This window comes from Mycetocola reblochoni REB411, from assembly GCF_900163835.1.
Lineage (GTDB): Bacteria > Actinomycetota > Actinomycetes > Actinomycetales > Microbacteriaceae > Mycetocola_B > Mycetocola_B reblochoni.
On sequence record NZ_FUKR01000022.1, the window covers coordinates 61,120 to 87,285 of the forward strand.

24 protein-coding genes and 1 pseudogene are annotated in these 26,166 nt (G+C 73.7%); 10 read left to right on the top strand and 15 right to left on the bottom strand.

Annotation, left to right across the window (positions count from 1 at the left end; translation table 11 throughout):
* Positions 1 to 25 precede the first annotated feature (25 nt).
* Genes FM119_RS03545 through FM119_RS03560 form a run of 4 tightly spaced genes read left to right on the top strand, consistent with a single transcriptional unit; the run spans position 26 to position 3,744 of the window.
* On the top strand, positions 26 to 1,186 hold the full coding sequence (locus tag FM119_RS03545; protein ID WP_087136313.1) for a TIGR03557 family F420-dependent LLM class oxidoreductase: 1,161 nt from the start codon (positions 26 to 28) through the stop codon (positions 1,184 to 1,186).
* Entirely contained in the window at positions 1,140 to 2,168 is a 1,029-nt protein-coding gene (gene fgd, locus FM119_RS03550; RefSeq protein WP_087136314.1) for a glucose-6-phosphate dehydrogenase (coenzyme-F420), read from the top strand. The genes FM119_RS03545 and fgd overlap by 47 nt, the downstream gene beginning before the upstream one ends.
* The gene (cofE, locus tag FM119_RS03555) at positions 2,165 to 3,010 is read left to right on the top strand and encodes a coenzyme F420-0:L-glutamate ligase (protein ID WP_087136315.1); all 846 of its coding nucleotides are present in this window, start codon (positions 2,165 to 2,167) and stop codon (positions 3,008 to 3,010) included. The genes fgd and cofE overlap by 4 nt, the downstream gene beginning before the upstream one ends.
* Before the next feature lie 5 nt (positions 3,011 to 3,015).
* Complete coding sequence (locus tag FM119_RS03560) at positions 3,016 to 3,744, top strand: glycosyltransferase family protein (protein WP_087136316.1); 729 nt, start codon at positions 3,016 to 3,018, stop codon at positions 3,742 to 3,744.
* Here the strand turns inward: FM119_RS03560 and cofD are convergent.
* From cofD to cofG, 3 genes are read right to left on the bottom strand one after another with little or no spacing between them, the layout of a single operon-like run.
* Positions 3,708 to 4,832: a 2-phospho-L-lactate transferase gene (gene cofD / locus FM119_RS03565; RefSeq protein ID WP_087136317.1), complete on the bottom strand. Its 1,125-nt coding sequence runs from the start codon at positions 4,830 to 4,832 to the stop codon at positions 3,708 to 3,710. The genes FM119_RS03560 and cofD overlap by 37 nt on opposite strands.
* Positions 4,829 to 6,334 (bottom strand): flavin-containing monooxygenase, encoded by a 1,506-nt coding sequence (locus FM119_RS03570; protein ID WP_087136318.1) that lies wholly within the window; start codon positions 6,332 to 6,334, stop codon positions 4,829 to 4,831. The genes cofD and FM119_RS03570 overlap by 4 nt, the downstream gene beginning before the upstream one ends.
* Complete coding sequence (gene cofG / locus FM119_RS03575) at positions 6,331 to 9,006, bottom strand: 7,8-didemethyl-8-hydroxy-5-deazariboflavin synthase CofG (protein WP_087136319.1); 2,676 nt, start codon at positions 9,004 to 9,006, stop codon at positions 6,331 to 6,333. Before cofG ends, FM119_RS03570 begins: the two co-directional genes overlap by 4 nt.
* A gap of 130 nt (positions 9,007 to 9,136) precedes the next feature.
* Here cofG and FM119_RS03580 point away from each other — a divergent pair.
* The 3 genes and pseudogenes from FM119_RS03580 to FM119_RS03585 form a co-directional block, all read left to right on the top strand.
* A pseudogene (locus tag FM119_RS03580) lies at positions 9,137 to 9,982 on the top strand (DNA-methyltransferase); the annotation flags it as partial.
* A gap of 90 nt (positions 9,983 to 10,072) precedes the next feature.
* The gene (locus FM119_RS14000; RefSeq protein WP_218778721.1) at positions 10,073 to 10,273 is read left to right on the top strand and encodes a DUF4287 domain-containing protein; all 201 of its coding nucleotides are present in this window, start codon (positions 10,073 to 10,075) and stop codon (positions 10,271 to 10,273) included.
* Between the two features lie 80 nt (positions 10,274 to 10,353).
* The gene (locus tag FM119_RS03585; RefSeq protein WP_245827245.1) at positions 10,354 to 11,265 is read left to right on the top strand and encodes a DUF368 domain-containing protein; all 912 of its coding nucleotides are present in this window, start codon (positions 10,354 to 10,356) and stop codon (positions 11,263 to 11,265) included.
* A gap of 9 nt (positions 11,266 to 11,274) precedes the next feature.
* Here FM119_RS03585 and FM119_RS03590 read toward each other — a convergent pair whose 3' ends face one another.
* Positions 11,275 to 11,529 (bottom strand): PspC domain-containing protein, encoded by a 255-nt coding sequence (locus tag FM119_RS03590; protein WP_087136321.1) that lies wholly within the window; start codon positions 11,527 to 11,529, stop codon positions 11,275 to 11,277.
* Positions 11,530 to 11,912: 383 nt separating this feature from the next.
* On the opposite strand from FM119_RS03590, the gene mgtE reads away from it, so the two are divergent.
* Positions 11,913 to 13,259: a magnesium transporter gene (mgtE, locus tag FM119_RS03595; protein ID WP_218778717.1), complete on the top strand. Its 1,347-nt coding sequence runs from the start codon at positions 11,913 to 11,915 to the stop codon at positions 13,257 to 13,259.
* Between the two features lie 81 nt (positions 13,260 to 13,340).
* Here the strand turns inward: mgtE and FM119_RS03600 are convergent, their stop codons facing one another.
* The 9 genes from FM119_RS03600 to FM119_RS03640 form a co-directional block, all read right to left on the bottom strand.
* Positions 13,341 to 14,036, bottom strand: coding sequence for a GNAT family N-acetyltransferase (locus FM119_RS03600; RefSeq protein ID WP_087136323.1), 696 nt, complete (start codon positions 14,034 to 14,036; stop codon positions 13,341 to 13,343).
* A 93-nt stretch (positions 14,037 to 14,129) separates the two neighbouring features.
* On the bottom strand, positions 14,130 to 14,399 hold the full coding sequence (locus FM119_RS03605; RefSeq protein ID WP_087136324.1) for an HPr family phosphocarrier protein: 270 nt from the start codon (positions 14,397 to 14,399) through the stop codon (positions 14,130 to 14,132).
* Between the two features lie 157 nt (positions 14,400 to 14,556).
* Positions 14,557 to 16,599, bottom strand: a complete 2,043-nt coding sequence (locus tag FM119_RS03610; RefSeq protein ID WP_087136325.1) for a PTS fructose transporter subunit IIABC — start codon at positions 16,597 to 16,599, stop codon at positions 14,557 to 14,559.
* Positions 16,600 to 16,624: 25 nt separating this feature from the next.
* Complete coding sequence (locus tag FM119_RS03615) at positions 16,625 to 17,581, bottom strand: 1-phosphofructokinase family hexose kinase (RefSeq protein ID WP_087136326.1); 957 nt, start codon at positions 17,579 to 17,581, stop codon at positions 16,625 to 16,627.
* Positions 17,578 to 18,354, bottom strand: a complete 777-nt coding sequence (locus FM119_RS03620) for a DeoR/GlpR family DNA-binding transcription regulator (protein WP_087136470.1) — start codon at positions 18,352 to 18,354, stop codon at positions 17,578 to 17,580. The genes FM119_RS03615 and FM119_RS03620 overlap by 4 nt, the downstream gene beginning before the upstream one ends.
* Before the next feature lie 182 nt (positions 18,355 to 18,536).
* Positions 18,537 to 19,043, bottom strand: a complete 507-nt coding sequence (locus FM119_RS03625; RefSeq protein ID WP_245827246.1) for a tetratricopeptide repeat protein — start codon at positions 19,041 to 19,043, stop codon at positions 18,537 to 18,539.
* Entirely contained in the window at positions 19,040 to 19,489 is a 450-nt protein-coding gene (gene sufU / locus FM119_RS03630; RefSeq protein ID WP_087136327.1) for a Fe-S cluster assembly sulfur transfer protein SufU, read from the bottom strand. Before sufU ends, FM119_RS03625 begins: the two co-directional genes overlap by 4 nt.
* The gene (locus tag FM119_RS03635) at positions 19,489 to 20,793 is read right to left on the bottom strand and encodes a cysteine desulfurase (protein WP_087136328.1); all 1,305 of its coding nucleotides are present in this window, start codon (positions 20,791 to 20,793) and stop codon (positions 19,489 to 19,491) included. The genes sufU and FM119_RS03635 overlap by 1 nt, the downstream gene beginning before the upstream one ends.
* A gap of 206 nt (positions 20,794 to 20,999) precedes the next feature.
* Positions 21,000 to 21,593: a TetR/AcrR family transcriptional regulator gene (locus tag FM119_RS03640; protein ID WP_179205182.1), complete on the bottom strand. Its 594-nt coding sequence runs from the start codon at positions 21,591 to 21,593 to the stop codon at positions 21,000 to 21,002.
* A gap of 193 nt (positions 21,594 to 21,786) precedes the next feature.
* Between FM119_RS03640 and FM119_RS03645 the strand changes: the two genes are divergently transcribed.
* Complete coding sequence (locus FM119_RS03645) at positions 21,787 to 22,692, top strand: amidase domain-containing protein (RefSeq protein ID WP_179205183.1); 906 nt, start codon at positions 21,787 to 21,789, stop codon at positions 22,690 to 22,692.
* Between the two features lie 168 nt (positions 22,693 to 22,860).
* Here FM119_RS03645 and FM119_RS03650 read toward each other — a convergent pair whose 3' ends face one another.
* Positions 22,861 to 23,763, bottom strand: a complete 903-nt coding sequence (locus FM119_RS03650) for a LysR family transcriptional regulator (RefSeq protein WP_087136331.1) — start codon at positions 23,761 to 23,763, stop codon at positions 22,861 to 22,863.
* 131 nt (positions 23,764 to 23,894) lie between these two features.
* Between FM119_RS03650 and FM119_RS03655 the strand changes: the two genes are divergently transcribed.
* Positions 23,895 to 24,350: a CBU_0592 family membrane protein gene (locus FM119_RS03655; protein WP_087136332.1), complete on the top strand. Its 456-nt coding sequence runs from the start codon at positions 23,895 to 23,897 to the stop codon at positions 24,348 to 24,350.
* Between the two features lie 98 nt (positions 24,351 to 24,448).
* Here FM119_RS03655 and pgm read toward each other — a convergent pair whose 3' ends face one another.
* Complete coding sequence (gene pgm / locus FM119_RS03660; RefSeq protein WP_087136333.1) at positions 24,449 to 26,065, bottom strand: phosphoglucomutase (alpha-D-glucose-1,6-bisphosphate-dependent); 1,617 nt, start codon at positions 26,063 to 26,065, stop codon at positions 24,449 to 24,451.
* Positions 26,066 to 26,166: the final 101 nt, after the last annotated feature.

Sequence of the window (26,166 nt, forward strand, 5' to 3'; positions counted from 1 at the left end):
GACGACACCGGGGAGGGGAGCAGGGATGACGCACCAGCAGAGGGTCGGCCTCGCCGCGATGGCCGACCGGTTCCCCGCGGCCGAGCTCATGCGGCTGAGCAGCCTGGCCGAGCGGGCCGGCTTCGACGGCACCGTCCTCAGTGACCACTTCCAGCCCTGGCTCGCCCGCCACGGCCACGCCGCACACTCCTGGAGCCTGGCGGGGGCACTCGGCCAGGCGGGTCGTGGGCCGCTCGGCATCGCCGCGGTCACGGCAGGCTACCGGCTGCACCCCGCCGTGCTCGCGCAGGCCGCCGCCACGCTCAACGACCTCTACCCCGGCCGCTTCTGGTGCGCGCTCGGCGCGGGGGAGGCGCTCAACGAGCACGTCGTCGGCCAGTACTGGCCGGAGGCGGCGGAGCGCGTCCGCCAGATGTTCGAGGCGCTCGAGGTCGTCACCAAGCTGTTCGCCACGCTCGGCGACGCCCCGGGTTCGCGGCGCACGACGGCCAGGCACCGCGGCTCGTCGTTCACCGTCGAGACGAGCAGCCTCTGGGCGGAGAACCCCACGCCCCCTCCCGTCCTCATCGCCACCTCGGGCCCGGCCACCGCCCGGCGCGCCGGACGGAGCGCCGACGGCCTGATGACGATCGCCACGACCCCCGAGCGCGCCGGCCTGCTGCGCGAGCGCTTCCTCACCGGCGTCGCCGAGGCCGGACGCGACCCCGACACCGTCCGCACGGTGCTGCGCCTCGACGCGTCCTGGGCGGCCGACGAGGAGACCGCGCTCCGCCAGGCCATCGAGGAGTGGCCGCTCCCCGCGGTGCGCTTCCCCCGCAGCGACGTGCGCTCGCCGCAGGACATGGAGCAGCTCGTCCGCGGCATCGGCGCCGAGGACTTCGAGGGCCGGATGCTCGTGTCGGCCGACACGGACGCCCACGTCCGCGCGATCCAGGCCTACCTCGACCTCGGCTACGACGAGGTCTACCTGCACAACGCCGGCACCGACCAGGCCGGCTGGATCGCGCACGTCGGGGCCGAGGTGCTGCCCCGGCTCCGGCTGCGCGGCACCGGCCACGACTCCACCCCCTCCGCCCGGCAGCACGCACAGGACCTGCCACATGCACCGGGACCGACCCCCAAGGAACAGGACAACGACGATGACCGAACTCGTCCTCGGCTACAAGGCCTCCGCCGAGCAGTTTGACCCGCGCACGCTCGTCGAGATCTCCGTCGCGGCGGAGCGCCACGGGATGCAGAGCGTCGTGGTGAGCGACCACTTCCAGCCCTGGCGGCACACCGGGGGGCACGCGCCGTTCTCCCTCGCCTGGCTGGCGGCCGTGGGGGAGCGCACGAGCACCATCCGGCTGGGCACCTCGGTCATGACGCCGACGTTCCGCTACAACCCCGCCGTCCTCGCCCAGGCCTTCGCGACGCTCGGCTGCCTCTACCCCGGCCGGGTGATGCTCGGGGTCGGCACGGGCGAGGCCCTCAACGAGATCGCCACGGGGTTCCGCGGCGCGGGCGAGCAGGACTGGCCGGAGTTCAAGGAGCGCTTCGCCCGGCTCCGCGAGGCGGTCGAGCTCATGCGGCTGCTCTGGACTCAGGAGCGGGTCAGCTACGCGGGCGAGTACTACTCCACCCACGGGGCGAGCATCTACGACCGTCCGGAGCAGCCGGTGCCCGTCTACATCGCCGCCGGCGGTCCGCTTGTCGCCCGCTACGCCGGCCGGGCGGGCGACGGGTTCATCTGCACCTCGGGCAAGGGCATGCCGCTGTACACCGACACCCTGCTCCCCGCCGTCGCCGAGGGCGAGCGGAAGGCCGGGAGGACGCCGGGGAGCGCGGCGCGGATGATCGAGATCAAACTGTCCTACGACACCGACGCCGACGCGGCCAGGGAGAACACCCGGTTCTGGTCGCCGCTCGCGCTGAGCGCCGAGCAGAAGCACAGCATCTCCGACCCGCTGCAGATGGAGGCCGCCGCCGACGCCCTCCCGATCGACACGATCGCGGGCCGCTGGATCGTCGGCTCCGACCCGGACGACGTGGCCGAGCGCATCGGCGCGTACATCGACGCCGGCTTCACCGAGCTGGTGTTCCACGCGCCTGGGCCCGACCAGGAGCGCTTCCTCGCGCTGTTCGAGCGGGACATCGCGCCACGGCTGCGGGCCAGGGCGGCGTCGTGAGCGGGCCAGGCGCCGGGCAGGCCGACCCGGGGCAGGCGGGCGCCGGGCCGGCTGCCTCCGGGCAGGCGCCCGGCGCGGCCGGGGGAGCGCTCGTCGTCCGCGGGGTGCCCGGCATTCCGGAGATCACGGACGGAGACGACCTCGGGGCGATCGTCGCGGCGGCGCTGACCGACGCGGGCGGGGTGTCCGACGGCGATGTCGTGGTCGTGGCGAGCAAGGTCGTCGCCAAGGCGGAGGGCCGGCTGGTCAGGGCCGAGGACCGGGAGCAGGCGATCACCGACGAAGCGGTCAGGGTGGTCGCCTCGCGCACCGCGCCCGACGGCAGGACCACGCGCATCGTGCAGACCAGGCACGGCTTCGTCATGGCCGCCGCGGGCGTGGACGCGAGCAACGTCCCCGAGGGGCACGTGCTCCTGCTGCCCGTCGACCCGGACGGCTCGGCGCGCGCCCTGCGCCGGGGCATCGCCGAGCGCACGGGACGCCGGATCGGCGTCGTGGTGACGGACACCTTCGGCCGGCCGTGGCGCAACGGCCAGACCGACCTCGCGGTGGGGGCCGCGGGGCTCGCCGTCGTCGACGACGCCAGGGGGAGCGTCGACCGCTCCGGCCGGCCGCTGAGCGTCAGCGTCGCGGCCACGGTCGACCAGATCGCCTCGGCCGCCGACCTGGTCAGGGGCAAGGCCTCGGGCACCCCCGTCGTCGTTGTGAGCGGGCTCGACGTGGTGACCGAGGAGGACGGCCCCGGTGTGGCCGTGCTCGTGCGCGACGCCGGGTCCGACATGTTCCGCTGGGGCAGCGACGAGGCCTACGCCCGCGGTCGCGCCGACGCGGAGCGGGGCTGACCCCGATGGGCTGGCGTCTGATCGTCCCGGTGAAGGGCACGCCGGGGGCGAAGAGCCGCTTCGCCCCGTGGCTGCCCGATCCCGCGGTCAGGATGCGGCTCGCCTCCGCCCTCGCGGCGGACACCGTGGCGGCCGCCCGGGAGGCGGACGGCGTGGACGAGCTCGTCGTCGTGGCCGGCGGGGCCGTGCTTCCCCGTTTCCCCTCGGGCGTGCGCCTGCAGCGGCAGGACCCGTCGCGCCCCGGACTCGCCGCCGCCGTCGAGGAGGGTCTGGCCGGGCTGGGGGACGGACCGTGCGCGGTCCTGCTCGGTGACCTGCCCGCGCTCCGGCCCGAGGAGATCGCTCTCGCGCTGGGGCGGGCGGACGGCACGGCCAGGGGCATGGTCGCCGACGCCGACGCCGAGGGGACCGTGCTGCTCACCGCCGCCGCACCGGAGCTGCTCGTCGCGCGCTTCGGCGGTGCCTCCGCGGCACGCCATGTGGCGGAGGGCCACGTGCCGCTCGTGCCGCTCGTTCCGCTGAGCGGACCGGGTGGCCGGGGGCGGGCGCGGGCGGTCTCGGGAGCCGTCGGCGGGCGCCGTCTGCACGACCGCGAGCCGCTGGCGGGACTGCGCCGTGACGTGGACGGGGCGGACGCCCTGCGGCTCGCGGACGAGCTCGGCCTCGGGCCGGCCACGACCGCCCTGCTGGAGCGTGCTCAGCGCAGCGGGGCACTCCCCGCGCTGGCCAGCTGAGCCCCGAGCGCCAGCACCTCGGCCGCGAGCGCCTCGCCCGTCGCCGCGTCGCTCATCCACAGCGGGACCGCGCGCGCGGCGACCCCCGCTGCGGTCAGCTCGGCGACCGCGTCCCCGTCCGCGAGGTCGACGAGCCAGCCGTCGAGGATCCCGTACTCGTCCTGGTAGTGCCGGGCGATCGCCGTCGCCGACGCCTCGACCCCGATGGTGCGCAGGCAGCTCTCGGCCATGCCGCGCACGGCCTGGCCGGCGATCACGGGCGAGACCCCGACGATCGGCGCGGTCGCGGCGCGCAGCGCGTCCGCGATGCCGGGCACGCCGAGGATCGTGCCGACCGACACGACCGGATTGGACGGGGGGACGATGATCAGATCCGCGTCGGCGATGGCCTCCAACACCCCCGCGGCCGGCCGCGCCTCCGCGACACCGGACTGCTCGAAGCGCACGGCGGGCAGCGCCGCGCGGTGGCGCACCCACCACTCCTCGAAGTGGATGCTCCGGCGGCCGTCCCCGTCGTCGACGACCACGTGCGTCTCGACCTCCTGGTCGCTCATCGGCAGCAGCCGCACCCCGGGCCGCCAGCGCGCGCACAGCCGCTCGGTGACCGTGCTCAGCGGGAGCCCGGCGGCGAGGAGCTCCGTGCGGGCCAGGTGGGTCGCCAGGTCGAGGTCGCCGAGCGTGAACCACTCCCAGCCGAGGCCGTAGGCGGCGAGGTCGGCCGAGGTCCGCGAGCTCTCGTCCCTGCGTCCCCAGCCCTGCTCCTCGGAGACCGCCCCGCCGAGGGTGTACATCTGGGTGTCCAGGTCGGGGCAGACCCTGACGCCGTGCAGCCACATGTCGTCGCCGGTGTTCACCACCACGGTGATCTCGCTCGGGGCGGTGCCGCCGGCGTGCTCCCGGCGCAGCAGCTCGCGCAGCGAGCGGGTGAAGCGGGCGCCGCCGACGCCGCCGGAGAGCACGGTGATCCGGTGCGGTGGCCCGGGGCGCGCCGCGGGGAGGCCCGCGCCGACCGACGTCGTCGCTCCGATGGGGGCCACCGCTCCGGTCGGGGTCGTCGCGTCGGAGGGGGTCGTCTGTCCGGTCGTCATGGGCGCTGTCCGATCTGCGGGGGACGCCCCGTGGCGTCCGGGGCGGGTGAGGGGGAGGAATGTGAGAGTGTCGGCGGCTCCGCCGCGAGGGAGGACGCGCGCAGCGTCGCCACGGCGTCGTCCAGGTGGTCGCGCAGTTCCGCCGCGCGTCCGGGCCAGAGCAGACCGGGCGAGCCGTCGGCGTCGAGGTACCAGCTGCGGCAGCCGCCCGACCACACGGTGCGTCCGGCGAGCGAGTGCACCCGTTCGCGCCAGGCGCGGGCGTCGCGGTCGCTCGCCCTGACCGGCCCCCTCGTCCCGAGCAGCAGCCGCACGATGCCGTCGAGCTGCGCCTCGATCGCCAGGAGCGCCGAGCCGTGCCCGAGCGTGCCCTGCGGTCCGTTGACGACGAACATGCCGGGGAAGCCGGGGACGGCGATGCCCCCGACGGAGCGCATGCCGTCCGACCAGCTCTCGGCCAGCGTCGTCCCCCGCCCCCCGGTGATCAGCGGGGCGTAGGGCTGCGCGCGCACGTCGAAGCCGGTGGCCAGCACGATCGTGTCGGCTGGGATCGTTCTGCCCGCCGCTGTCACGACGCCGTCCCGGCCGATCGCGGCGAGGCCTGAGGGCTCCAGGGCCACGTCCGCGCGTTCCAGGGCGGGGTAGAAGTCGTCTGAGAACAGCACCCGGCGGCAGCCCGCCTCGTCGCGCGGTTCGAGGGCCGAGCGCAGCAGGGGGGAGCTCAGCTGCCGCTCGCGGTGGGCGCGGGCGGCGTCGGCGACGGCGCGCTGCGCGGTGGAGCCGCGGAGGCGGCGCGGGAAGGCCGCGTCCTGGGCGAGGAGCGCGGAACCGGGCGGCGTCGCGGGGGCGCCGTCCTCCCCGGTGCCGACGGTGCGCGGAAGGATCCACGGCGCGCGTCGCTGGAGCACGGTCAGCCGGGCCGCCCGGCCGGCCAGGCGTGGCACGATCTGCACGGCACTCGCGCCGGTGCCGACCACGACGACGTCCGCACCGTCGATCGCGGCGTCGTCCCGCCACCGGGCCGAGTGCACGATGTCGCCGCCGAAGGAACCGTAGCCGGGGACGTCGGGCACGAGGGGCGAGCCGAACCGGCCGGCGCAGAGGATCAGCGCGCGGGTCGCCAGGAGGCCCCGGGGCGTCGTGATCCGCCAGAGCCCTGCCGCCTCGTCCCACGCCGCGGAGCTGAGCGGGGTGCTCGTGCGCAGCCGCTCGGCGACGCCCGGCTCGGCGGCGATGTCGCGGAGGTAGTCCCGGATCTCCGCGCCAGGGGCGAACGGGGCCGTCCACCGCGAGCGCCGTCGCCGGCTGAGCGTGTACTGCGGGGCGGGGATGTCGCAGGCCACCCCGGGGTAGCGGTTGTCGCGCCAGGTCCCGCCGACCTCGGCGGCGGCCTCCAGGACGAGGTGGTCGTCGATCCCCGCCTCCGACAGGGCGAGCGAGGCGGCGAGCCCGGCGAAGCCCGCACCGACGACGACGACGTCGTGCACCCGCGCCGCGGTCATCGCGCCGACACCGCGAGCAGCCGCGCGTCCCTGATCGACGGCCCCGACGGCCCCGGGGCGTCGAGGAACGCCGCGACCCGTTCCGCCGGGGCGTCCGCGTAGCCGGTCAGGCGGTGCCGGAGCGGACGGCCGAGCGTGGCGGCCAGTCGCTCCAGCTCGGCGACGCCCAGCTCCTTGCCCTGCTCGGCCCCGGCGGAGGGGTGGACCCTGCCGTCCCTGAGCACGCCGCCGAGGTCGTCCGCTCCGGCACGCAGCAGCGCGGCTGCCGCCTCCAGGCCGACCCGCGGCCACGGCGCCTGCAGGTGCGGGATCGCGTCGCCGACGAGGAGGCGCGCCACGGCGGTGAGGGCGAGCGCCGCGGGCAGGCCCGGCCCCCGTCCGTGCGGATCCGTGGCCGACGGCGTCAGCCACGGCAGGACGATGAGCTCGGTGATGCCGCCCGTGCGGTCCTGGATGCCGCGCAGCGCGCGCAGGTGCGCGACCGTCTGCGCCGGGCTCTCACCGAGGCCGTGGACGAGGGTCGACGTCGAGGTGAGCCCCGCGCGGTGGGCGGCCTCGATCGTGGCGATCCACTCGGCCGCGCTCGGGCCGTGCGGGTCGACGCGCTTCCGGATCGCGTCGTCGAGGATGAGCGCCCCCGTGCCGGGGATGCTGCGCACGCCGTGGGTGCGGAGCAGCTCGAGCTGGGTGGTCAGGGGCCGCCCGGCTTGCTCCGCGTCCGCGCGGATCTCCGCGGGGCGGCAGGCGTGCAGGTGCAGGAGCGGCGCGGCGGCGTGCAGGGCGTCGACCGCGCGGATGGCTCCGTCGCGTGCCCCGCCGTCCACCCGCCCCTGCAGGCAGAGCTCCGTCGCGCCGAGCTCCCAGGCGTCCGCGGCGATGCGGCCGAGGTCGTCGGCGCCGAGCGGCCCCGAGCCGTCCGCGGCGGTCGCGCGGTCGGTGGCGGCGGGGTGGTCACCGGGTGCGGCGCGGGCGGTGAGGGCCGTGTTCGGGCTGAGACGGATGCGGGTGCCGTCCAGGTTGCGGTTGACGACGACGCCGAGCGCGTCGCCGAGCCGTCGTCGGCGGGCGGCGTCGGCGAGCGCGCAGAGCTCGGCGAGCTGCTCTCCGCGGGCGCCGAGCAGGGCAGCGGCGTCCGCGTCGCCCGGGGCACGGCCGGCGGCCACCCGGTCGAGCGCTCGCCGGATGTCGGGGTCGACGCGGCCGCCGGCTGTGGGGCCGCCGACCGTGTGGCCGCGGGCCGTGGCGCTGTCGCCCGCGGGTTCCGCGATCGCGTGACCCGCGGCGCGGGAACCGCCGCCGACGCGGGCGAGCCCGTCGGCCCCCGCGGCGGAGCGGACCAGGGGTCGAAGGGAGGCGTCGATCCAGTTCTCGGCGTCGCGCACGTAGCCGGGGTGCGCCGTCAGCCGCTCCCGCAGCGTGAAGCCGGCGGCCGCCGTCCGTGCCGCGAGGGAGTCGATCTGGGGCCAGGGGCGCTCCGGGTTCACGTGGTCGGGGGTGAGCGGGCTCACCCCGCCCCAGTCGTCGATGCCAGCCGAGATCAGCAGGCTGAGGTCGGCGTCGTCCGAGAGGTTTGGCGGGACCTGGATGCTCATGTCCCCGCCGAGGACGAGCCGCGCGACCGCGACGGCGGCCAGGTACTCGTGCAGGCCCAGGTCCGCGGCGTTCTGCATCGCGGTGCGCGGCTTCACCCGGAAGTTCTGCACGATCACCTCCTGCACGTGCCCGTGGCGTTCGTGGGCCTCCCGCAGCGCGAAAAGCGCGTCCACCCTGTCGCCGTCGTCCTCGCCGATGCCGAGGAGCACCCCGGTGCTGAACGGGATCGCCGACTGGCCCGCCTCCTCGATGACGCGCAGTCGCAGCGCGGGGTCCTTGTCCGGCGAGCCGAGGTGCGCCCCGCCCGGCTCGGTCCAGATCCGCGTCGAGGTCGTCTCCAGCATCATCCCCATCGACGGCGACACGGGGCGGAGCAGCTGCATCTCCCTCCAGGTCATGACGCCGGGGTTCATGTGCGGCAGCAGCCCCGTCTCGGCCAGGACGCGCTCGCCGAGGTGCCTGAGGTAGTCGACCGTGCTGCCGAAGCCGTGCTCCGCCAGCCACTGCCGGGCGACCGGCCAGCGGTCCTCCGGACGGTCCCCCAGGGTGAACAGCGCCTCGCGGCAGCCGAGCTCGGCCCCGGCGGCGGCGATCGCCACCACCTCGTCGCCGCTGAGGTAGGGGCTGATCCCCTGACGGCGCAGTCCTCCGGGGGTGTCGACGAAGACGCAGTAGTGGCACCGGTCCCGGCAGAGCGTGGTCACGGGGATGAACACCTTCCGCGAGTAGGTGATCACGCCGGGGCGGCCGCGCCGGGCCAGCCCGGCGTCCCTGATCGCGGAGGCGGCGGCGAGCAGCCGGGCCAGCTCGCCGCCGCGCGCGTGCAGGAGTGCGAGCGCGTCCGCGCGGCTCGGCACGATGCCGTCGGCGATGCCGTCCTCGATGCGGCCGAGGGCGTTCCGGCAGGCGTCGAGCCGCTCCGGCGCGGTCAGCGAGGCGAGCCGCTCGTCGTGCGCCGACGCGGGGGCGGGCGAGGCAGGGCGGGCGGGAGCGGAGACCGCTTCGGGGTCAGCGGCTCGGCACTCAGCAGAGCGGCACTCAGCGGACCGGGGGTCAGCAGTTCGGGGGAGGGCAGGCATGTGGGTCCTTGTCCGTCGACGATGTCGGGAGAGGAACCTGCTGCCCAGTGCGGGGACAACCCACCGCGGAAGCGTTCCGCGGGGTTCGCCGTCAGTATAGGCAGCGCCGCGCTGATGCCACAATGAGACCATGTCCCTGCCCTCGCCCTCCGACCGGGTCCTGCCTGAGCGCAGCGCGATCATCCAGGGCGACAACCTCGAGGTCGTCGCGACCCTGCCCGACGGGGCCTTCACCGTCGTCTACCTCGACCCGCCGTTCAACACCGGGAGGACGCAGCTGCGCGAGCAGCGCACCTCCGTGCGGAGCACGGCCGGCGCCGCCGGCTCGGTGAGCGGTTTCCGCGGTCGCAGCTACGGGCACGTGCGCGGCCAGCTCCGCCGCTACGACGACCGCTTCGACGACTACTGGGCGTTCCTCGAGCCGCGACTGCTGGAGGCCTGGCGGCTGCTCGCCGACGACGGCACCCTCTACCTGCACCTGGACTACCGCGAGGCGCACTACGCGAAGGTGCTGCTCGACGCCGTCTTCGGCCGCGAGTGCTTCCTCAACGAGATCATCTGGGCCTACGACTACGGTGCCAAGTCCCGGTCGCGCTGGCCGACCAAGCACGACACGATCCTCGTCTACGTCAAAGACCCGGATCGCTACCACTTCGACTCCAGCGCCGTCGACCGCGAGCCGTACATGGCGCCCGGCCTGGTCACGGAGGAGAAGGCCGCGAGGGGCAAGCTGCCGACCGACGTCTGGTGGCACACGATCGTGTCCCCGACGGGCAGGGAGAAGACCGGCTACCCGACGCAGAAGCCGCTCGGCATCCTCAAACGCATCCTGGCGGCGTCGAGCCGCGAGGGGGACTGGGTGCTGGACTTCTTCGCCGGCTCGGGGACCACAGGGGCCGCGGCGGCGGCGCTCGGGCGCAACTTCGTGCTCGTCGACGCCAACCCCGAGGCGGTCGCGGTGATGCGGGAGCGCCTCGAGCCGGGACTGGCCACGACCGCGGCGCCGCGGCTAGCATCGGCAGCAGCGGTGGCGCAGGGGCGCGGCACGGAGAGCGAGGCGGTCATCATGGCAGACAGGGTCACCGGTCCGGCGTCCTACTTCCCGTCCATCGAGAAGACCTACGGCCGGCCCGTCGAGGAGTGGTTCGCGCTCATCGAGGCGTCGCCGCTCAGCCGGCACGGCGAGCTCGTCTCCTGGCTGAAGGCGGAGCACGGTCTCGGCCACGGGCACGCCAACGCGCTCGTCGCGCACGTGCTGAAGCGCTGAGCGCGTCGGGTCGCGGCCCGCTCTCCCGCTAGCCTGGATGGCGGTGTGCCCGGACCGGCCGGGACCGGAAGCGAGGCTGTGTGCGGTACCTGATCGATCTCCTCCGCGGCGCGTTGATAGGCATGGCCGAGATCGTGCCGGGGATCAGCGGGGGGACCGCCGCCCTCATCGTCGGGGTCTACGAGACCGTGATCGCCTCGGCCGACCAGCTCATCCGCGGTGTCGTCCGCGGCGCAGCCGACCTGGTGCGGGGCAGGGGCGCCGCCAGGGCGCGCGAGCACTTCGCACGCGTGAGCTGGGGGGTGCTGCTCCCGCTCGGGGTGGGAATGGTGACGGCGGTGGTCCTCGGTGCCGCGGTGCTCGGCCCCCTCGTCGAGTCGCACCCCGTGCAGACGCGGGCGGTGATGCTCGGCCTCATGGCGGTCTCGCTGATCGTGCCGATCCGTCTCGTCGGGCCGCGGTGGAGGGCGGGCGAGGTGCTGCTCGCCGTGGTCGCGGCCGTCGGGGCGTTCCTGCTGACCGGCCTTCCCGCAGGCACGGTGACCGACCCGCCGATGATCCTCGTCGCCGCCTCGGCAGCCATCGCGGTGTGCGCTCTCGTCCTGCCCGGCACCTCCGGCTCGTTCCTGCTGCTCGTCTTCGGCATGTACGCGCCCACCCTCGCGGCCGTCAACGACCGGGACATCGGCTACCTGGCGGTGTTCATGCTCGGTGCGGTCTGCGGTCTCGCCCTGTTCGTCAGCGGTCTTCGCTGGCTGCTGGCCACCTACCACCGGGTCACCTTCGCGGTGGCGACGGGCCTCATGGCCGGATCGCTCCGCGCACTCTGGCCCTGGCAGGACGCGGACCGCGGTCTGCAGGCCCCCGGGGACGACCTCGGCGTGGTCACGCTGATGTTCCTCATCGGAGCGGCGGCCGTTGCGGCCCTGCTCATCGCCGAGAGCGCGCTGGTCAGGCGGAAGCGCGCCTCGGGCGCCGCCGTGCTGGACTGAGCGGTCCGGTCAGCCGTTGCGGCCGCGGCTGAGCAGGCGCTCGACGATGATCGAGCCGTCCCAGCGCGGCAGGAACAGCCAGAGGACAATGTACAGGCCGACGCCGATCACCGGGAGCAGGAACGCGACGAGGGTCAGCAGCCGGACGACCCACGGGTTCCAGTCGAAGCGGTTCGCGATGCCGCCGCAGATGCCGCCGACGACGCGCTCGGGCCCGCGTCGGATCGGTGAGCGGCGCAGGGTGTCGAAGAAGCTGTTCGCCATGGGGTCCTCCTGAAGGGGTCGGTGTCTTCGAGCCTAGGCACTCGCACGGTGCGTGTGGTGCGCGCAGCGCGTAATTCAGGGTCGGATCAGGGGAGACCCTGAGGGCACGGATACTTTTCACACGGTTGCGGCGGTCGGGCGACCCACGAGGCGGGGCTGGCAGGGACGGCGCGGGGGTGGGATACTGTGCGAGGCCCCCGCAGCGGGTGGCCGGTTCCCAGCGCGAGGAGGTGGTTTCCGTGGACAGCGGTCCGAGTCGATCGTCGTACGCCACAGGAGGCGACACCCGCGCCATCTCCTCCTGATCCGGCGGCACGTCCGGCGCAGTGAACACCGCGGTGACCCGGCGATGCCGGGCGCCCGCCCGTGGGGAGGAACCCGCCATGCCTGCCATGCCCAGCTTCACCGAGTCGATCGAGGTGGCGCTCGACGCCAACGACCTCGGCAGCGCCAGGACCCAGCTCTCCGGCCTCGACGTCGACGCACTCAGCGAGCACCTGGACCACCAGAGCCCGCGCACGCGTGCGGTGCTGTTCCGGCTGCTGCCGAAGGCCAGGGCGCTCGACGTGTTCGAGCGCTTCGACACGGCCGTCCAGTCGGAGCTGATCGTCGAGCTCAGCGACGACGACACCGCCTCGCTGTTCGACCGGCTGCCGCCGGACGAGCGCGTCGAACTGATCGACGAGCTGCCGGCGAAGGTGGCGAAGCGGATCGTGCAGACCGTCCCGTCGTTCAGCAGGGGCGTCACCGCGACGATGCTCGGCTACCCGCAGGACTCGGTCGGTCGCCGGATGGGCCCCGAGTACGTGCATGCCTTCCCCGACGAGACCGTCGCGCAGGCGCTCGACCGCGTCAAGCGCCTGGGCGGCCAGGCGGAGGAGATCTACACGATCCCCGTCACGGAGCGCTCGCGCACCCTCGCCGGCCTCATCAGCCTGCGCGCGCTCGTGCTCGCACCCGAGGGCGACCCGGTGTCCGCGCACATGATCGACCCGGTCAGCGCCAGGGTGGACGACGAGGCGGAGCTCGCCGCCCGGCGTCTGCTCGACGAGGAGGAGATCTCCGCCCTCCCGATCGTCGACACCGAGGACCGCCTCGTCGGCATGCTCGGCGGGGACGACGCGCACCGCATCGTCGAGGCGGAGGACAGGGAGGACGCGGCGCGCGCCGGGGGCGCGGAGCCGCTGTCGCGCCCCTACCTGCTCACCAGCGTTCTCGGCGTGGCGCGCTCGCGTGTGGTCTGGCTGCTCGTGCTCGCCGTCTCCGGCGTGCTGACGGTCAACGTGCTCGACATCTTCCAGGCGACGCTCGAGCAGCGCGTGGCGCTGTCGCTGTTCATCCCACTGCTCACGGGGATCGGTGGCAACACCGGGTCCCAGGCGGCGACGACGGTGACGCGGGCGCTGGCGATGGACGAGGCGCAGGTGAGAGACATCGGCCACGTGGCCTTCAAGGAGGCGCGCACCGGTCTGCTGCTCGGGGCGATCCTCGGGCTGCTCGGCTTCGCCGTGGCGAGCATCGTGTTCGGACTGGACATGGGCCTGGTGATCGGCATCACCCTGATCGGGGTGTGCACGATCGCGGCGACGGTCGGCGGCGTCATGCCGCTGGTGGCGAAGACGATCCGGGTGGACCCCGCGGTGTTCTCGACGCCGTTCATCTCGACGTTCTGCGACGCGACGGGGCTGATCCTGTACTTCATGGTCGCGAAGCTCGTCCTCGGCATCTAGCGGTCCGCGGCGGCTCGTGCTCCGTGGCCACGGGGGCCGCGGCGCGCATGTCGGCGCCCGTGGCCGCCGTGGGTCCGCCGGTCAGGCGTGGCGGATGAGCCACTCCGTCGCGGCGGAGGACAGCGGGCGGTCGGAGTACACCCGGCGGAGCGAGCCGGGCGCGCTCGGCGGACGGCCCTCCCAGATGAGGCCGAGGCCCAGCCGGTCGAGCACGGCGGTCGACGCGCGGTTGTCGCTGATCGCCCTTGCCGTCACCGGCAGCTCCGGGTGCAGGGCGTCGGCTGCCGCGAGCGCCGCGCGGGCGAGCTCGGTGGCCAGCCCCCTGCCCCAGGAGTCGGGGGAGAGACGGTAGCCGAGGTTCCAGACCGCCGGCTCGGCGAGCAGGCGGACCCCGCCCGTCCCGATCATGCGGCCCGACGCCGCACGCCTCACCGCGGCGGGCGGCGGGCCCTGGGGTGACGATGCCGGCGGGTGCGCGGTCGTCGCGCTCGTCGGGGCCGTCGCTGCCGTCTGGGTCGTCGGGGCCGTCGCGGACGTCTGGGCCGTGTCGTCGAGCAGCCGGACCGCCCACGGGCCGAGCCCGGTCGCCGCCGCGCTCGCGCGCGCCTCGTCGATGAGCTCGACGGCCTGCTCCCTGGCGGTGAAACGCCCGGAGGGGAGGTGCCGCCACGTACGGGCGTCCGCGTACACGGTGAAGACGTCGTCCGCGTCCTCGGGGCGGAGGGGCGCCAGCAGGAGCCGCTGCGTGCGGACGGTCCGTCCCGGTGTCGCGGTCATGGCTCCAGTGTGCCGCGGGCCGCCGACACACGGCTCGGCCCGGGCGCGCTGTGCGCCCGGGCCGAGTGTGCGGGGTCGGAGAGACCGACCCCGTCAGGCGGCGTCGAGGTCGGTCTCGAGCAGCGTGACGAGCTCGTCGAGCACGCGGTCGGCGTCGTCGCCCTCGGTGCGGAGGACGACCTCGGTGCCGTGGCCGGCGCCCAGGCCCATGAGGGAGAGGATGCTCGCCGCGTTGAGCTCCGGGCCGCCGGGGACGGCGATGGTCACGGGGACCCCCGTCGCGGTGACGGCCTCGACGAAGATCTTCGCGGGGCGGGCGTGCAGGCCGGAGGCGCTGGCGATTCGGGCGGTTCGTTCGGCCATGGTGGCCCCTTTCCTCGTGGCTCCGGCGGTGCCGGCGCGGGTGTGCGGTGGTGTGACGTGGGTCTGGTCGTGGTGCTGGCCGGTCGGCCCGGCCGGTCGGCGGGGCTGACGGGTGGCGCGCCGACCGGATCACCCGGAGCGGAGCGCCACCCCGAAACTACACGGCCGCGGCCGTGCGGGCCCCGGGAGCCTCGGCTGGCTGAGCCCCGGCCGCGTCGAGACCGGCGGGACGCCCGATGAACTTCAGTGCGATCACCACGGCGGTGCTGATGACCACCCCGGCGAGGACCGCCGCGGCGAAGCCGAGGAACGGGTTGATCGCGAAGAAGACGAACACGCCGCCGTGCGGGGCGAGCGACTGCACGCCGAGCGCCATGCTGAGCGCCCCGGTCACCGTTCCGCCCGCGATCGCCGCGGGGAGGACCCGCAGCGGGTCGACGGCGGCGAAGGGGATCGCGCCCTCGGAGATGAACGCCGCGCCGAGCAGCCACGACGACGCACCGTTCTGCCGCTCGACCGCGGTGAAGCGCTTCGGGGCGATCCAGGTGGCGAAGGACATCGCGATCGGCGGCACCATGCCGGCGGCCATGACGGCGGCCATGATCGTGTACGGCGCGGGGTTGTCCATCGAGGCGGCCGCGAGGCCGGTGGTGGCGAAGGTGTACGCGACCTTGTTGATCGGTCCGCCGAGGTCGAAGCACATCATCAGACCCAGCAGCGCGCCGAGCGCGATCGCGCCCGCACCCGACAGCGAGGTCAGCCACGCGGTCAGCTCGCTCATCAGCCAGGCGATGGGCCGGCCGAGGACGAGCAGCAGCAGACCGGAGGTGACGATGGAGCCGATCAGCGGGATGATGACGACGGGCATGAGGCCGCGCAGCCAGCGCGGCGCGTTGATCCGGCCGATCGCCCAGGCGATGAATCCGGCGAGCAGACCGCCGACGAGGCCGCCGATGAAGCCCGCGCCCATGAGCACCGACACCGATCCGGCGACGAAGCCCGGCGCGATGCCCGGCCGGTCGGCGATGGCGAAGGCGATGAACCCGGCGAGCACGGGGACGAGGAAGTCCATCGAAGCCTTGCCGATGATGAAGGCGATCGATCCCAGGTACTGGCCGATGCCGCCGGCCGGCAGCTCCCACAGGGAATTGTTCAGGGCGACCTGTTCCGCTTGATCTGTGACGTCGAAGCCGCCCAGCAGGAAGCCGAGCGCGATGAGCAGACCGCCGCCGGCGACGAAGGGGATCATGTAGCTCACGCCGGTCAGCAGCCAGCGCTTGATGCGCGCGCCGACGGACTCGCTCTGCGCCTGCTGCGCCTGGCCGCCCGCGGTCGCTCCGCCGCCGGAGGGCACGTGCTCGGCGCGCGGGTCGTCGATGGCGGCGACGGCGGCGGCGATGAGCTCGCCCGGCGCCTCGATGCCGCGCTTCACCCCGGTGCGGATCACGGGCTTTCCGGCGAAACGCTCGGGCCCGCGCACGTCCACGTCGACGGCGAAGATGACGGCGTCGGCGTCGGCGATCACGGAGGCAGGCAGCGGGGTGTAGCCGCTGGAGCCCTGCGGCTCGACGTGCAGCTCCACGTCGGAGCCCTGCCCGGCGGCGGTGAGCGCGTCGGCGGCCATGAAGGTGTGGGCGATCCCGGTCGCGCAGGCGGTGACCGCGACGATCCGGGGCTTGCGCCCGCCCGCGCCGGTGGCGGCCTGCGGCGTCGAGGTGCTCGCGGCGGGTGCATGCGCCGCGGGTGCGCCGGAGCCGAGCGCCTCGGCGACGAGGGCGACGACCTCGTCATCGCTGCGGGCCGCGCGCAGGGCGGCGGTGAAGTCGGGCCGGACGAGCGCCCTGGCCAGGGAGGACAGCATGCTCAGGTGCTCGCTGTCCGCGCCGGCGGGGGCAGCGAGGAAGAACACCAGGTCGGCGGGGCCGTCGGCCGCTCCGAAGTCCACCCCGGGGGCCAGGCGGGCCATGGCGATGCTCGGCGTCGTCACGGCTGCGCTGCGGCAGTGGGGGATGGCGATGCCGCCGGGAAGGCCGGTGGCGTCCTTCTGCTCACGTGCCCAGGCGTCGTCGAAGAGCGCGTCGGCGCCGGTGGCGCGTCCCGCGTCGACGACGCGCTGGGCGAGCGCCCTGATCACGGACGGCTTGTCGGCGCCGATCCTGGTGTCCAGGCTCACGAGAGCGCTGGTGATGATGTCCTGCATGATGACCTCCGTTGGTCGGTTCTGCTCAGTCGATGGGGGTGACGGGGATGTCCCATGCCGGGATCGCGTCCGGCGTGGGGGGCTGGGTTCCGGGGAGGGTGGCCGCGACCGCTCCGTAGGCGACCGCGGTGCGGAGCCGATCCTGCGGAGATCGTCCGCTGCTCTCGGCGATGAGGTAGCCGGCGAGTGAGCTGTCGCCCGCGCCGACCGTGCTGGCGACCGTGATCCTCGGTGCGCGGGCCCGGAGGGCCACGCCGTCCGCGAGGAGGGCGGCGCCGTGGGACCCGAGGGTGAGCAGGACCGCTCCGACCCTCGCGGGCACGAGCCCGCGCGCCAGCTCGATGGCCTGTTCCACCGTCGGGGCGCTCCCCGCTCCCGCGGTGGGGTGGCCGCTGCCGGTCAGGGCGGCGATCTCCTCGTCGTTGGGCTTGATCAGCTCGGGGCGAGCCTCCGCGACGACGGCGGCGAGGGCGTCGCCCGAGGTGTCCACCGCGATCGCGGGAGCATCGGTGAGCTCGGCCCTGACGGCACGGATGATGCGCACGTACAGCTCGGCGTCGGTCCCCGGGGGGAGCGACCCGGCGAGGACGAGCCAGCGCGCGCCGCGGGCCTGCTCGATGAGCGTGCGCGTGAGCGTCCGCTCCGCGTCGCGGTCGAGCGGGGCGCCGGGGGTGTTGAGCTTGGTGGTGACCCCTGCCGGGTCGACGACGGTCAGGTTGGTCCGCGCCGTGCCGACGACGGGGGTGCGGACCAGGTGCAGTCCGGTCGCCTCGATCATCTCGGCGAGCGGGTCACCGTCGGCGACGGGGACGACGGCCGTGGCGTCCAGGCCCGCGGCGCGGACGGCGCGGGCGACGTTGACGCCCTTGCCCCCCGCGTCGACGCGCTCGCTCGCGACGGTGTGGACGTCGCCGGGGTGCAGCGGGGTGCTCAGGCCGAGGGTGCGGTCGACCGCGGGGTGCGCGGTGAGGGTGACGATCATGCCGTCACCCCCTCGACGCCGGCGGCCGCGAGGGCGTCGGCGAGGGCACCGGAGGGTGCGCGGTCGCTCACCACGGTCCCCACCGCGGACAGCGGGGCGAAGCTGATCAGCGACTCCTCGTCGAACTTGCTCGCGTCGGCCAGGACGACAGTCTCCCTGGCCGCGTCGACGATCGCGGACTTGACCGCCGCCTCCTCGGGGTCGGGGGTGGAGAGGCCGAAGGTGGCGCTCAGGCCGTTGACGCCGACGAAGGCGAGGTCGGGGCGCAGCGTGCGCACCGCGGCGACCGTGTCGCTGCCGACGGCGGCGCCGGTGAGCCCCCTGACGCGTCCGCCGATGAGGTGCACGGGGATGAGACTGCTCAGCTGCGCCGCGATGGGGGCGGCGTGGGTGATGATCGTCGGCGCCGAGCCGGTGTGTCCCCAGCGCTCGCCGATCAGACGGGCGAGTGCCGCGGTGCTGCTGCCCGCGTCGATGAGGATCGAGCCGGTGAAGTCGGTGGGGATGAGTGCGGCGGCGGCGTCGGCGATGGCGAGCTTCGCCGTCTGGTTGCTTCCGCCTCGCTGGTCGAGCGGCTGCTCGGCGGTGCTGCTGTGCCGGAGCACGGCGCCGCCGTGCACGCGGTCGAGGCGGCCGCCGCGCTCGAGCGCGGCCAGGTCGCGACGGATGGTCTCGCCGGTGACGTCGAGCTCGTCGACGAGCTCGGTGACGGTCACGCTGCTGCGCTCGGTGAGCAGCTCGGCGATGCGCTGCTGGCGCTCTCGTGCGAACATCATCGTCCTCCCGGCGGTGGAATCACATCTAATTCCACATAATACAAACGAAATCCACATTTCGCCACAGGGCGCGACGATGCGCCGACACCCCCGGGCGCGGACGTGGGCCGGTCAGGCGCGGCGCCGGTCTCCGTGCTGTTCGCTCCGGCGCCCCGCCCGTCAACGCGGCGCGCCGGGCGCTACGCGTCGAGCTCGTCGACGTACCGGGTCAGCGCGCCCCGGTACAGCGGAAGAGTGGGAACGAGCGCCCGCAGCGCGGTCTGCAGTGCCTCGGCCGGGCGGCCCGCGTCGTACAGGGCGAGGGCGAGGAACGCGGCCGACGCTTCACCGGTGACCGGCGATGTCGGCTCCGCGCGCAGGAGCTCGACCACCTCGGCCGCGGCGCCGGTGTTGCGCAAGGAGCTCGCGAGCTGGACGACCGCCTGGGGTCGCCGCACCTCGTCGAGGCCGGCGTCGAGCGCCGCGAGGTAGAGCGGGACGGCCTCGGCCTCCCTGCCGAGGAAGTCGTGCACCGACGCCCACTCGTACCGCGCGGCGGCGTCCGCCTCCGGCCGTTCGTCGACGAGCGCGCGCATGCCCGCGAGCGCCGCCTCGGGGTCGGAGTCGTCCGCCGTCGACCAAAAGCGGTCGACCCGCTCGTCCCAGTCGTCGGGCCGTGGCGTCTCCGGCCCGGCTGGACGCGTCATGCCCCGTGCTCCTTCGTCATGGCGTGCTCGGTGGCGACCCAGGCGAGCATGCCGCACTTGACCCTGGCGCTGAACTTGGAGACACCCTCGAGCACCACGGCGTCGCCGAGCGGCTCGTCGTCCTGCTCGATGCCCTTGCCCCTGGAGTGCATGAGCGCGCGGAACAGCTCGATCCGCTCGGCCAGCTGCTCGCGGCTCAGGCCCTCGGCGACCAGGTCGCTGAGGATCGACGCCGACGCCATCGAGATGGAGCAGCCCTGGCCCTCCCAGGAGATGCCGGTGATGAGCGCGTCGTCGCCGTGCAGCCGCACGGTGATCTCGTCGCCGCAGGTGGGGTTGAGCTGGTGGTCCTCGGCGAGGAAGCCGTCGCGCAGGCCGGAGCCGTGCCGCTGCTTGGAGTGGTCGAGGATGACCTGCTGGTAGAGGCTGTCGAGTGCGTTCGCCATCACTTGGCTCCGAAGTAGTCGCGGACCTCACCCATCGCCGCCACCACGGCGTCGATGTCCTCGGTCGTGTTGTACAGGTAGGCGCTGGCGCGGGTGGACGCCGTGACGCCGAAACGGCGGTGCAGCGGCTGCGCGCAGTGGTGCCCGACCCGCACGGCGATGCCGAGCGAGTCCAGGTACTGGCCGACGTCGTGCGCGTGCACGCCGTCGACGTCGACGCTCACGAGCCCGGCACGCGGCACGCCGGCGGACGGTCCGAGGATGCGCACGCCGTCGATCGCCTCGAAGCCGCGGACGAGCCGCTGGCCCAGCTCCGCCTCCCACGCGTCGATCCTGTCCATCCCGACCGCCTCGAGGTACCCCACGGCACTGGCCAGGGCGATCGCCTGCGACACCCGCTGGGTCCCCGCCTCGAACCGCTGCGGGGCCGGCAGGTACTCGCTCGCCTCGAGCGTCACCGTGGTGATCATCGACCCTCCGGTGAGGAACGGCGGGAGCGCGTCGAGCAGCTCCGCCCGGCCGTAGAGCACGCCGACCCCGGTCGGCGCGAGCATCTTGTGCCCCGAGAACACGGCGAAGTCCACGTCGAGCGCCCGCAGGTCCAGCGGACGGTGCGGTGCCGACTGGCAGGCGTCGAGCAGCACGAGCGCTCCGGAGGCGTGGGCCAGCGCGACCAGCTCCTCGATCGGGTTGATCACCCCGGTCACGTTCGAGATGTGGGTCACGGCGAGCAGCCGGGTGCGCGGGCTGATGAGCTCCGCGGCCCTGCCCAGGTCGATGCTGCCGTCGTCCTCGATCGGGATGTGGCGGAGCGTGGCTCCCGTGCGCGCGGTGAGCTCCTGCCACGGCACGAGGTTGGCGTGGTGCTCGCCCTCGGTGACGAGGATCTCGTCTCCCTCGCGGAGGCGGAAGCGCTCGGCGGCCGCGCCGCCCCGTCCGGCGCTCGCGTTGCCGATGGCGTAGGCGACCAGGTTGATGCCCTCCGTCGCGTTGGAGGTCCACACGACCTCGTCCGCCCCGACCCCGACGAAGCGCGCCACGGTGGCCCTGGCGTTCTCGAACAGCTCGGTCGCCTCGGCGGCGAGGGTGTGCGCACCGCGGTGGACGGCGGCGTTGTGCTGCTCGTAGAAGTCCTGCTCGTCCTCGAGCACGCACATCGGCTTCTGCGACGTCGCGCCCGAGTCCAGGTAGACGAGGGGGTGCCCGTTGACCTGCTGTTCGAGGATGGGGAAGTCGTTCCGCAGCTGTTTCGCCTCGACGTCGGTGATCGGGTCGGTCGGGGTCAGGTCAGCGGTGGAGCTCATCGGGTGTACTCGCAATATCAGTCGGGGAATGCGCCCGCCGGGACGCCCGGCGTGCCTGCCCCGGGCGTCGGTGCGGTGGGGCGTCACCATTCTCCCGCTGTTAACCGGTGAGCGCTACGTCCTGTTCCCTCGCGGGGAGGACGGCGCCGCGGACGCGACGGACCGGCTGCCGGCGACGGGTGACCCGTGCGGGAGTGCGGCGCGCGCTACGCGGGATCGACGCCGAGGGCGAGGGCCGCGTACCCGACGGCGTTGGCGCGATACATGGAGGCGGCGTGCTCGACCCCGATGAGCGGGTAGAGGTCGTAGGCGTCCTCCAGCGCGACGATGTTGCGTGCGATGGCGTCGACCGGCTGCGCGGGCGAGAAGGCGCCGTCCTCGACACCGGCGGCGATCGTGCCGCGGTACAGCGACACCTGCCGCTCGACGACCGACCGGTGGATGGGCTTGTACTGCGGCTTCTCCTGAAGGAACGCGACGCTCTCGTACAGGACGCGGATCTCCGGCCCGGCGTCGTCGGGGATGCCCGCTTCGATGAGCATCTCGATGCGCTCCCAGTGACCGGTCGTGCCGTCGAGCAGCGCCTCCCTCTCGGTGTGGAAGCGGTCGAGGACGGACTCGACGGCGGTCAGCATGAGCTCGTCGAAGGTGGGGAAGTAGTACAGCACCGCGCCGGGGCTCACCTCCGCCTCGGCCGCCACGGCCCGCACGTTGGCGCGCGTGACTCCCTGACGTCGCAGCACGCGTTCGGTGGCGTCGACCAGGTGGCGTCGACGGGTGCTCTGTCGTGTGGTGTCCAACGGTCGCCTCCGGACGGGGGTAGGGGCTGAGACCTTTCCGACGATGCTATCGCCTCGATCCGACGGCCAGGCCCGGTGCCCGCCGGTGAATCGCCGGGAACTCCCGGTGTCGCGGGCTATCATTCGCAGAGTCGGACTCGCGCCCCCGTCCCGTCCTCGCCCCTCATTCCCGCCCCGATCCCAAGGATGTCCTGTGGCTCCCTCCTCTCGCCGTGTCCCCGTCGCACTGGCCTCGGCCGTGGCCGTCGCGGTGGCCCTCAGCGGGTGCACGGCCGCGCAGAGCGCCCGCCCGGCGTCGAGCGGCACGGCGACGCCCTCCGCCTCGGCGACCCCCACGCCGTCGGCGACCCCCGCCGTCACGGCGCTGTCCGCCGCGACCGGGGGCGTCACGGGAGGGGACGAGCTGACCGTGACCGGAACGGGGCTGTCGGGCGCTACCGCCGTCGCGTTCGGCGAGGAGCGGGGAACGGACGTCGAGGTGGTCGACGACGCGACGCTCACCGTGCGGGTCCCTGCCAGCGTCGACTACCAGACCGGCTCGGTCGCGGTGCGCGTCCTGGACGGCGACGAGCTCCTCGCCGAGGCGGGCGACTACGCTTACGACCTCGTCTCGGGCGTCGACAGGCAGATGCAGTACCTGTTCCAGTACTGGGAGGACTACAACTCCGACGAGTGGGGCGACATGAACGCCGTCGGAGGCGACTGCGCGAACTTCACCAGCCAGGGCCTCATCGCCCGCGGCTGGGAGCAGCGCGACGACTGGTACAGCCGCGACCGCTCCGCGACCAGGAGCGAGAGCTGGGGCTACACCCCCAGCATGGATGCGTGGTTCGAGGAGAACGCGGACGAGCTCGGCGCGACCAGGCTCGGGATGGACGACCTCGACGAGCTCGCGGTCGGCGACATCGGCATGTTCGACTGGGAGCCCAACGACAGCCCTAACCACGTGATGACGGTGTCGAAGGTCGAGAAGGTCGACGGCAAGACGAAGGTGTACTTCGTCAGCCACAACCTGGACGGCGACTACCGCGACCTCGACGAGGTGCTCGGCGAGCAGCACCCGGACGGCACCGCCTGGTTCTGGTCCCTGAGCGACTGAGCGCCCGCGCGGTGCGCCCCGTTCCCCCGTGCGGCGCGCCCCGTTCTCCCGTGCCCGATGCGGCGGCCCGCTGCCGGGTCGTGGTGTGGTCCGCACATTCGGTCGGCCGCACCCGTCTCTCGGCCGCGGTGGCTCTGCCTCCGTCGTTCGGTTGTCGTTCGGCCGCCGTCACTCGACCAGTTCGTACTCCCGGGTGAGACGGAGCAGGCTGTCCAGGACGGCGCGCGTCGGGCCGCCCGGCTCGCGGCGGGTGGCGCGGTGCCGGATCGTCAGGTGCCTGCTCCCCAGCCCGGCCATGTCGATGACGTCGACCCCCTCGGGGACACCGTCCTTCAGAGCGAGCGCGGGCAGCAGCGTGACGCCCTGGCCCGCGCGCACGAGCGACAGCGCCGACTGGTAGTCGTCGTAGCGATGGGTGGTGACCGGTGTGATGCCGAGGGCGTCGATCGCGCGCTCGACGGCGGGGGCCGCCGCCGCGCGCCTCGAGGCGCCGAGCCAGGGCAGCTTGCCGATCTCCGTGATGCTCGGGTCCGCCGTCGAGGCCGTGGGGGCCACCAGGCGCCACGGCTCGTCGAGCAGGGGGACCTCGGCGGTGTACGCGGGCGGGGTCGGCGCGAGGTCCCTGTCCACGATGATGAGGTTCGCCTCGCCGCTGCGGAGCAGCTGCGGCATCCGCTCGGTGGTCCCCTCGGCGATGACGATCGAGATGCCGGGCAGCTCGGCGTCGAGCTCGGGCAGGATCGGGGCCAGCAGTCCGGAGATCACCGTCTGGAACGCTCCGATGACGACCGTTCCCGTCAGGGTGTCCTGCGACTCGCTGAGACGGCTGCGCGCCTCGGTGAGCTCGCGTTCGATGTTCTCGGCGACCTCGACGAGGATCCGGCCCGCCGGGGTGAGGCTGACGCCGCGCGGTCCCCGATCGAGCAGATCGACGCCCTCCTCGCGCTCCAGCCGGGAGACCTGCTGGCTGACCGCGGAGGGGGTGAGGTGCAGGAAGTCCGCCGCTGCGAGGATGCTGCCGTGGCGGGCGACGGCGAGCAGGAAGGACAGCCGTTTAGGGTCGAGATCCATAGTAATCAAATCTTATGGGCCCGATCAGTTTTCGTAAATTGTGCTTAGGGTCTTTCGGGTCGCATGATGAGAGCGTCCCCCGAAAAACACCCCGGGTCCAACACCCGGAAGCGCAGGAAAGCGTGACGCCCGTGGATCTCTCGTTCCTTCTCGTCCTGGCAGGCTGGGCCGGTGCCGCGTGCACCGTCACCGCGTACGGAATGCTGAGTGCGGGGCGCTGGACCGCCGGGTCGCGGCTCTTCCAGGGACTGAACATCGGTGGTGCGCTGCTGCTGTGCGTGAGCGCGACGGCGAGCCAGGCCTGGCCGGCCGCGGCCGTCAACGCCATCTGGATCGTCATCGGGATCCAGACCTGCGTGATGATGCTCAGGGCGGGGCGCCGCGCGCTCACCGCCGAGGCGCCGGCCGCCGATGCCGAGGCGTTCGCGGAGGCCGATGTGTTCGCCGACGTGTTCGCCCTTCCCGAGCGGGTACGCGAGTCGGACCTGGCCCCGACGCTGGTGATGCCGGTCATCACGCAGGAGCAGCTCGAGGCCGCGAGGGCGCAGCACCAGCACGGCCAGGACGTCGCCCGCCTCGCCTCCTGACGTCGTTCGGTCGTCTCGTCTCCTGACGTCGTTCGGCCGTCCGCCCCGCCTCGTGACGGCGCCCGGTCGTGCGCCGTCAGGAGGCGGGGCGGACGGTGTCAGCCGATGGCGTCGTCGACGAGGGCCTTCGCCTCGTCCTGCACCCGACCGAGGTGCTCCGGGCCGCCGAACGACTCGGCGTAGATCTTGTACACGTCCTCGGTGCCGCTCGGTCGCGCGGCGAACCAGGCACGCTCGGTGCAGACCTTGATTCCGCCGATGGCGGCGCCGTTGCCCGGGGCCTCCGTCAGGATGGCGGTGATCGGGTCGCCCGCGAGCTCGTCGGCGCGCACGTTGTCGGGCGAGAGCCGCGTGAGCGCCGCCTTCTGCGCCCCGCCGGCCGGTGCGTCGATGCGCTGGTACACGGGGTCGCCGAACCGTTCGGTGAGGGTGCGGTACAGCTCCGACGGGCTCGACCCGGTCACGGCCCGGATCTCGGCCGCGAGCAGGCAGAGCAGGATCCCGTCCTTGTCGGTCGTCCACACGCGGCCGTCCTGGCGGAGGAAGCTCGCCCCGGCGCTCTCCTCGCCGCCGAACACCACCGAGCCGTCGCTCAGGCCGGGGACGAACCACTTGAAGCCGACCGGGACCTCGAGCAGGCGGCGGTCGTGCGCGGCCACGACGCGGTCGATGATCGACGACGACACCAGCGTCTTGCCCACGGCCGCCGTGGCGGGCCACTGGGGCCGATGGCTGAGCAGGTAGTCGATCGCGACGGCGAGGAAGTGGTTGGGGTTCATCAGCCCCGCGTCGGGCGTGACGATCCCGTGCCGGTCGGCGTCGGCGTCGTTGCCGGTCAGTAGGTCGAACTCGTCCCGCCGTGCCACCAGGGACGCCATGGCCGAGGGGCTGGACGGGTCCATGCGGATCTTGCCGTCCCAGTCGAGGGTCATGAACGCCCACTGCGGGTCGACGCTGGGGTTGACGACGGTGATGTCGAGACCGTACTCCTCGGCGATCGCCGCCCAGTAGTTCACGCTCGCGCCCCCGAGCGGGTCGGCGCCGATTCGGATGCCGGAGCGGCGGATCGCGTCGACGTCGATGATGCTCGCCAGCGCCTTGACGTAGCCGGTACGGAAGTCGTGGGTGGCGACGCCGCTCGGCTCGGCCCGGTTGACCCCGGCGAGCCCGCCCTCGAGGAGCGCGTTCGCCCTGTCGGCGATCCACCCCGTCGCGTCGGTGTCAGCCGGTCCGCCGTGCGGGGGGTTGTACTTGAAACCGCCGTCGGCGGGAGGGTTGTGGCTCGGGGTGACCACGATGCCGTCCGCGAGGCCATCGGGGCCGGCGGCGTTGTACTCGATGATCGCCAGGCTCAGCGCCGGGGTCGGCACGAAGTCGCCGAACTCGTCGACGCGCACGTCGACGCCGTTGCCCACGAGCACCGCGAGTGCCGTCGTCAGCGCCGGCGCGCTGAGGGCGTGGGTGTCAGCGCCGATGAACAGCGGACCGGTGATGCCCTGCGCCGCGCGGTACTCGACGATCGCCTGGGTCGTCGCGGCGATGTGGTTCTCGTTGAAGGAGCCGGTCAGCGCGCTCCCGCGGTGTCCGCTCGTGCCGAAGCTGACCCGCTGCGCGGGGTCGGCCGGGTCCGGCTCGATGGAGGAGTACGCCGAGACCAGCTGCTCGACGTCGATCAGGTCTTCTGCCGTTGCCGGTGTGCCAGCGCGAGTGTTCATGCACACATTGTGGCAGGCGGACGCCGCGGCGCCTGGGAGGCGGCGCACAGCGACCGTTCCGCCCGGCCCGGCAGGTCTGTTCAGGGACGGCCCTGCGCTGG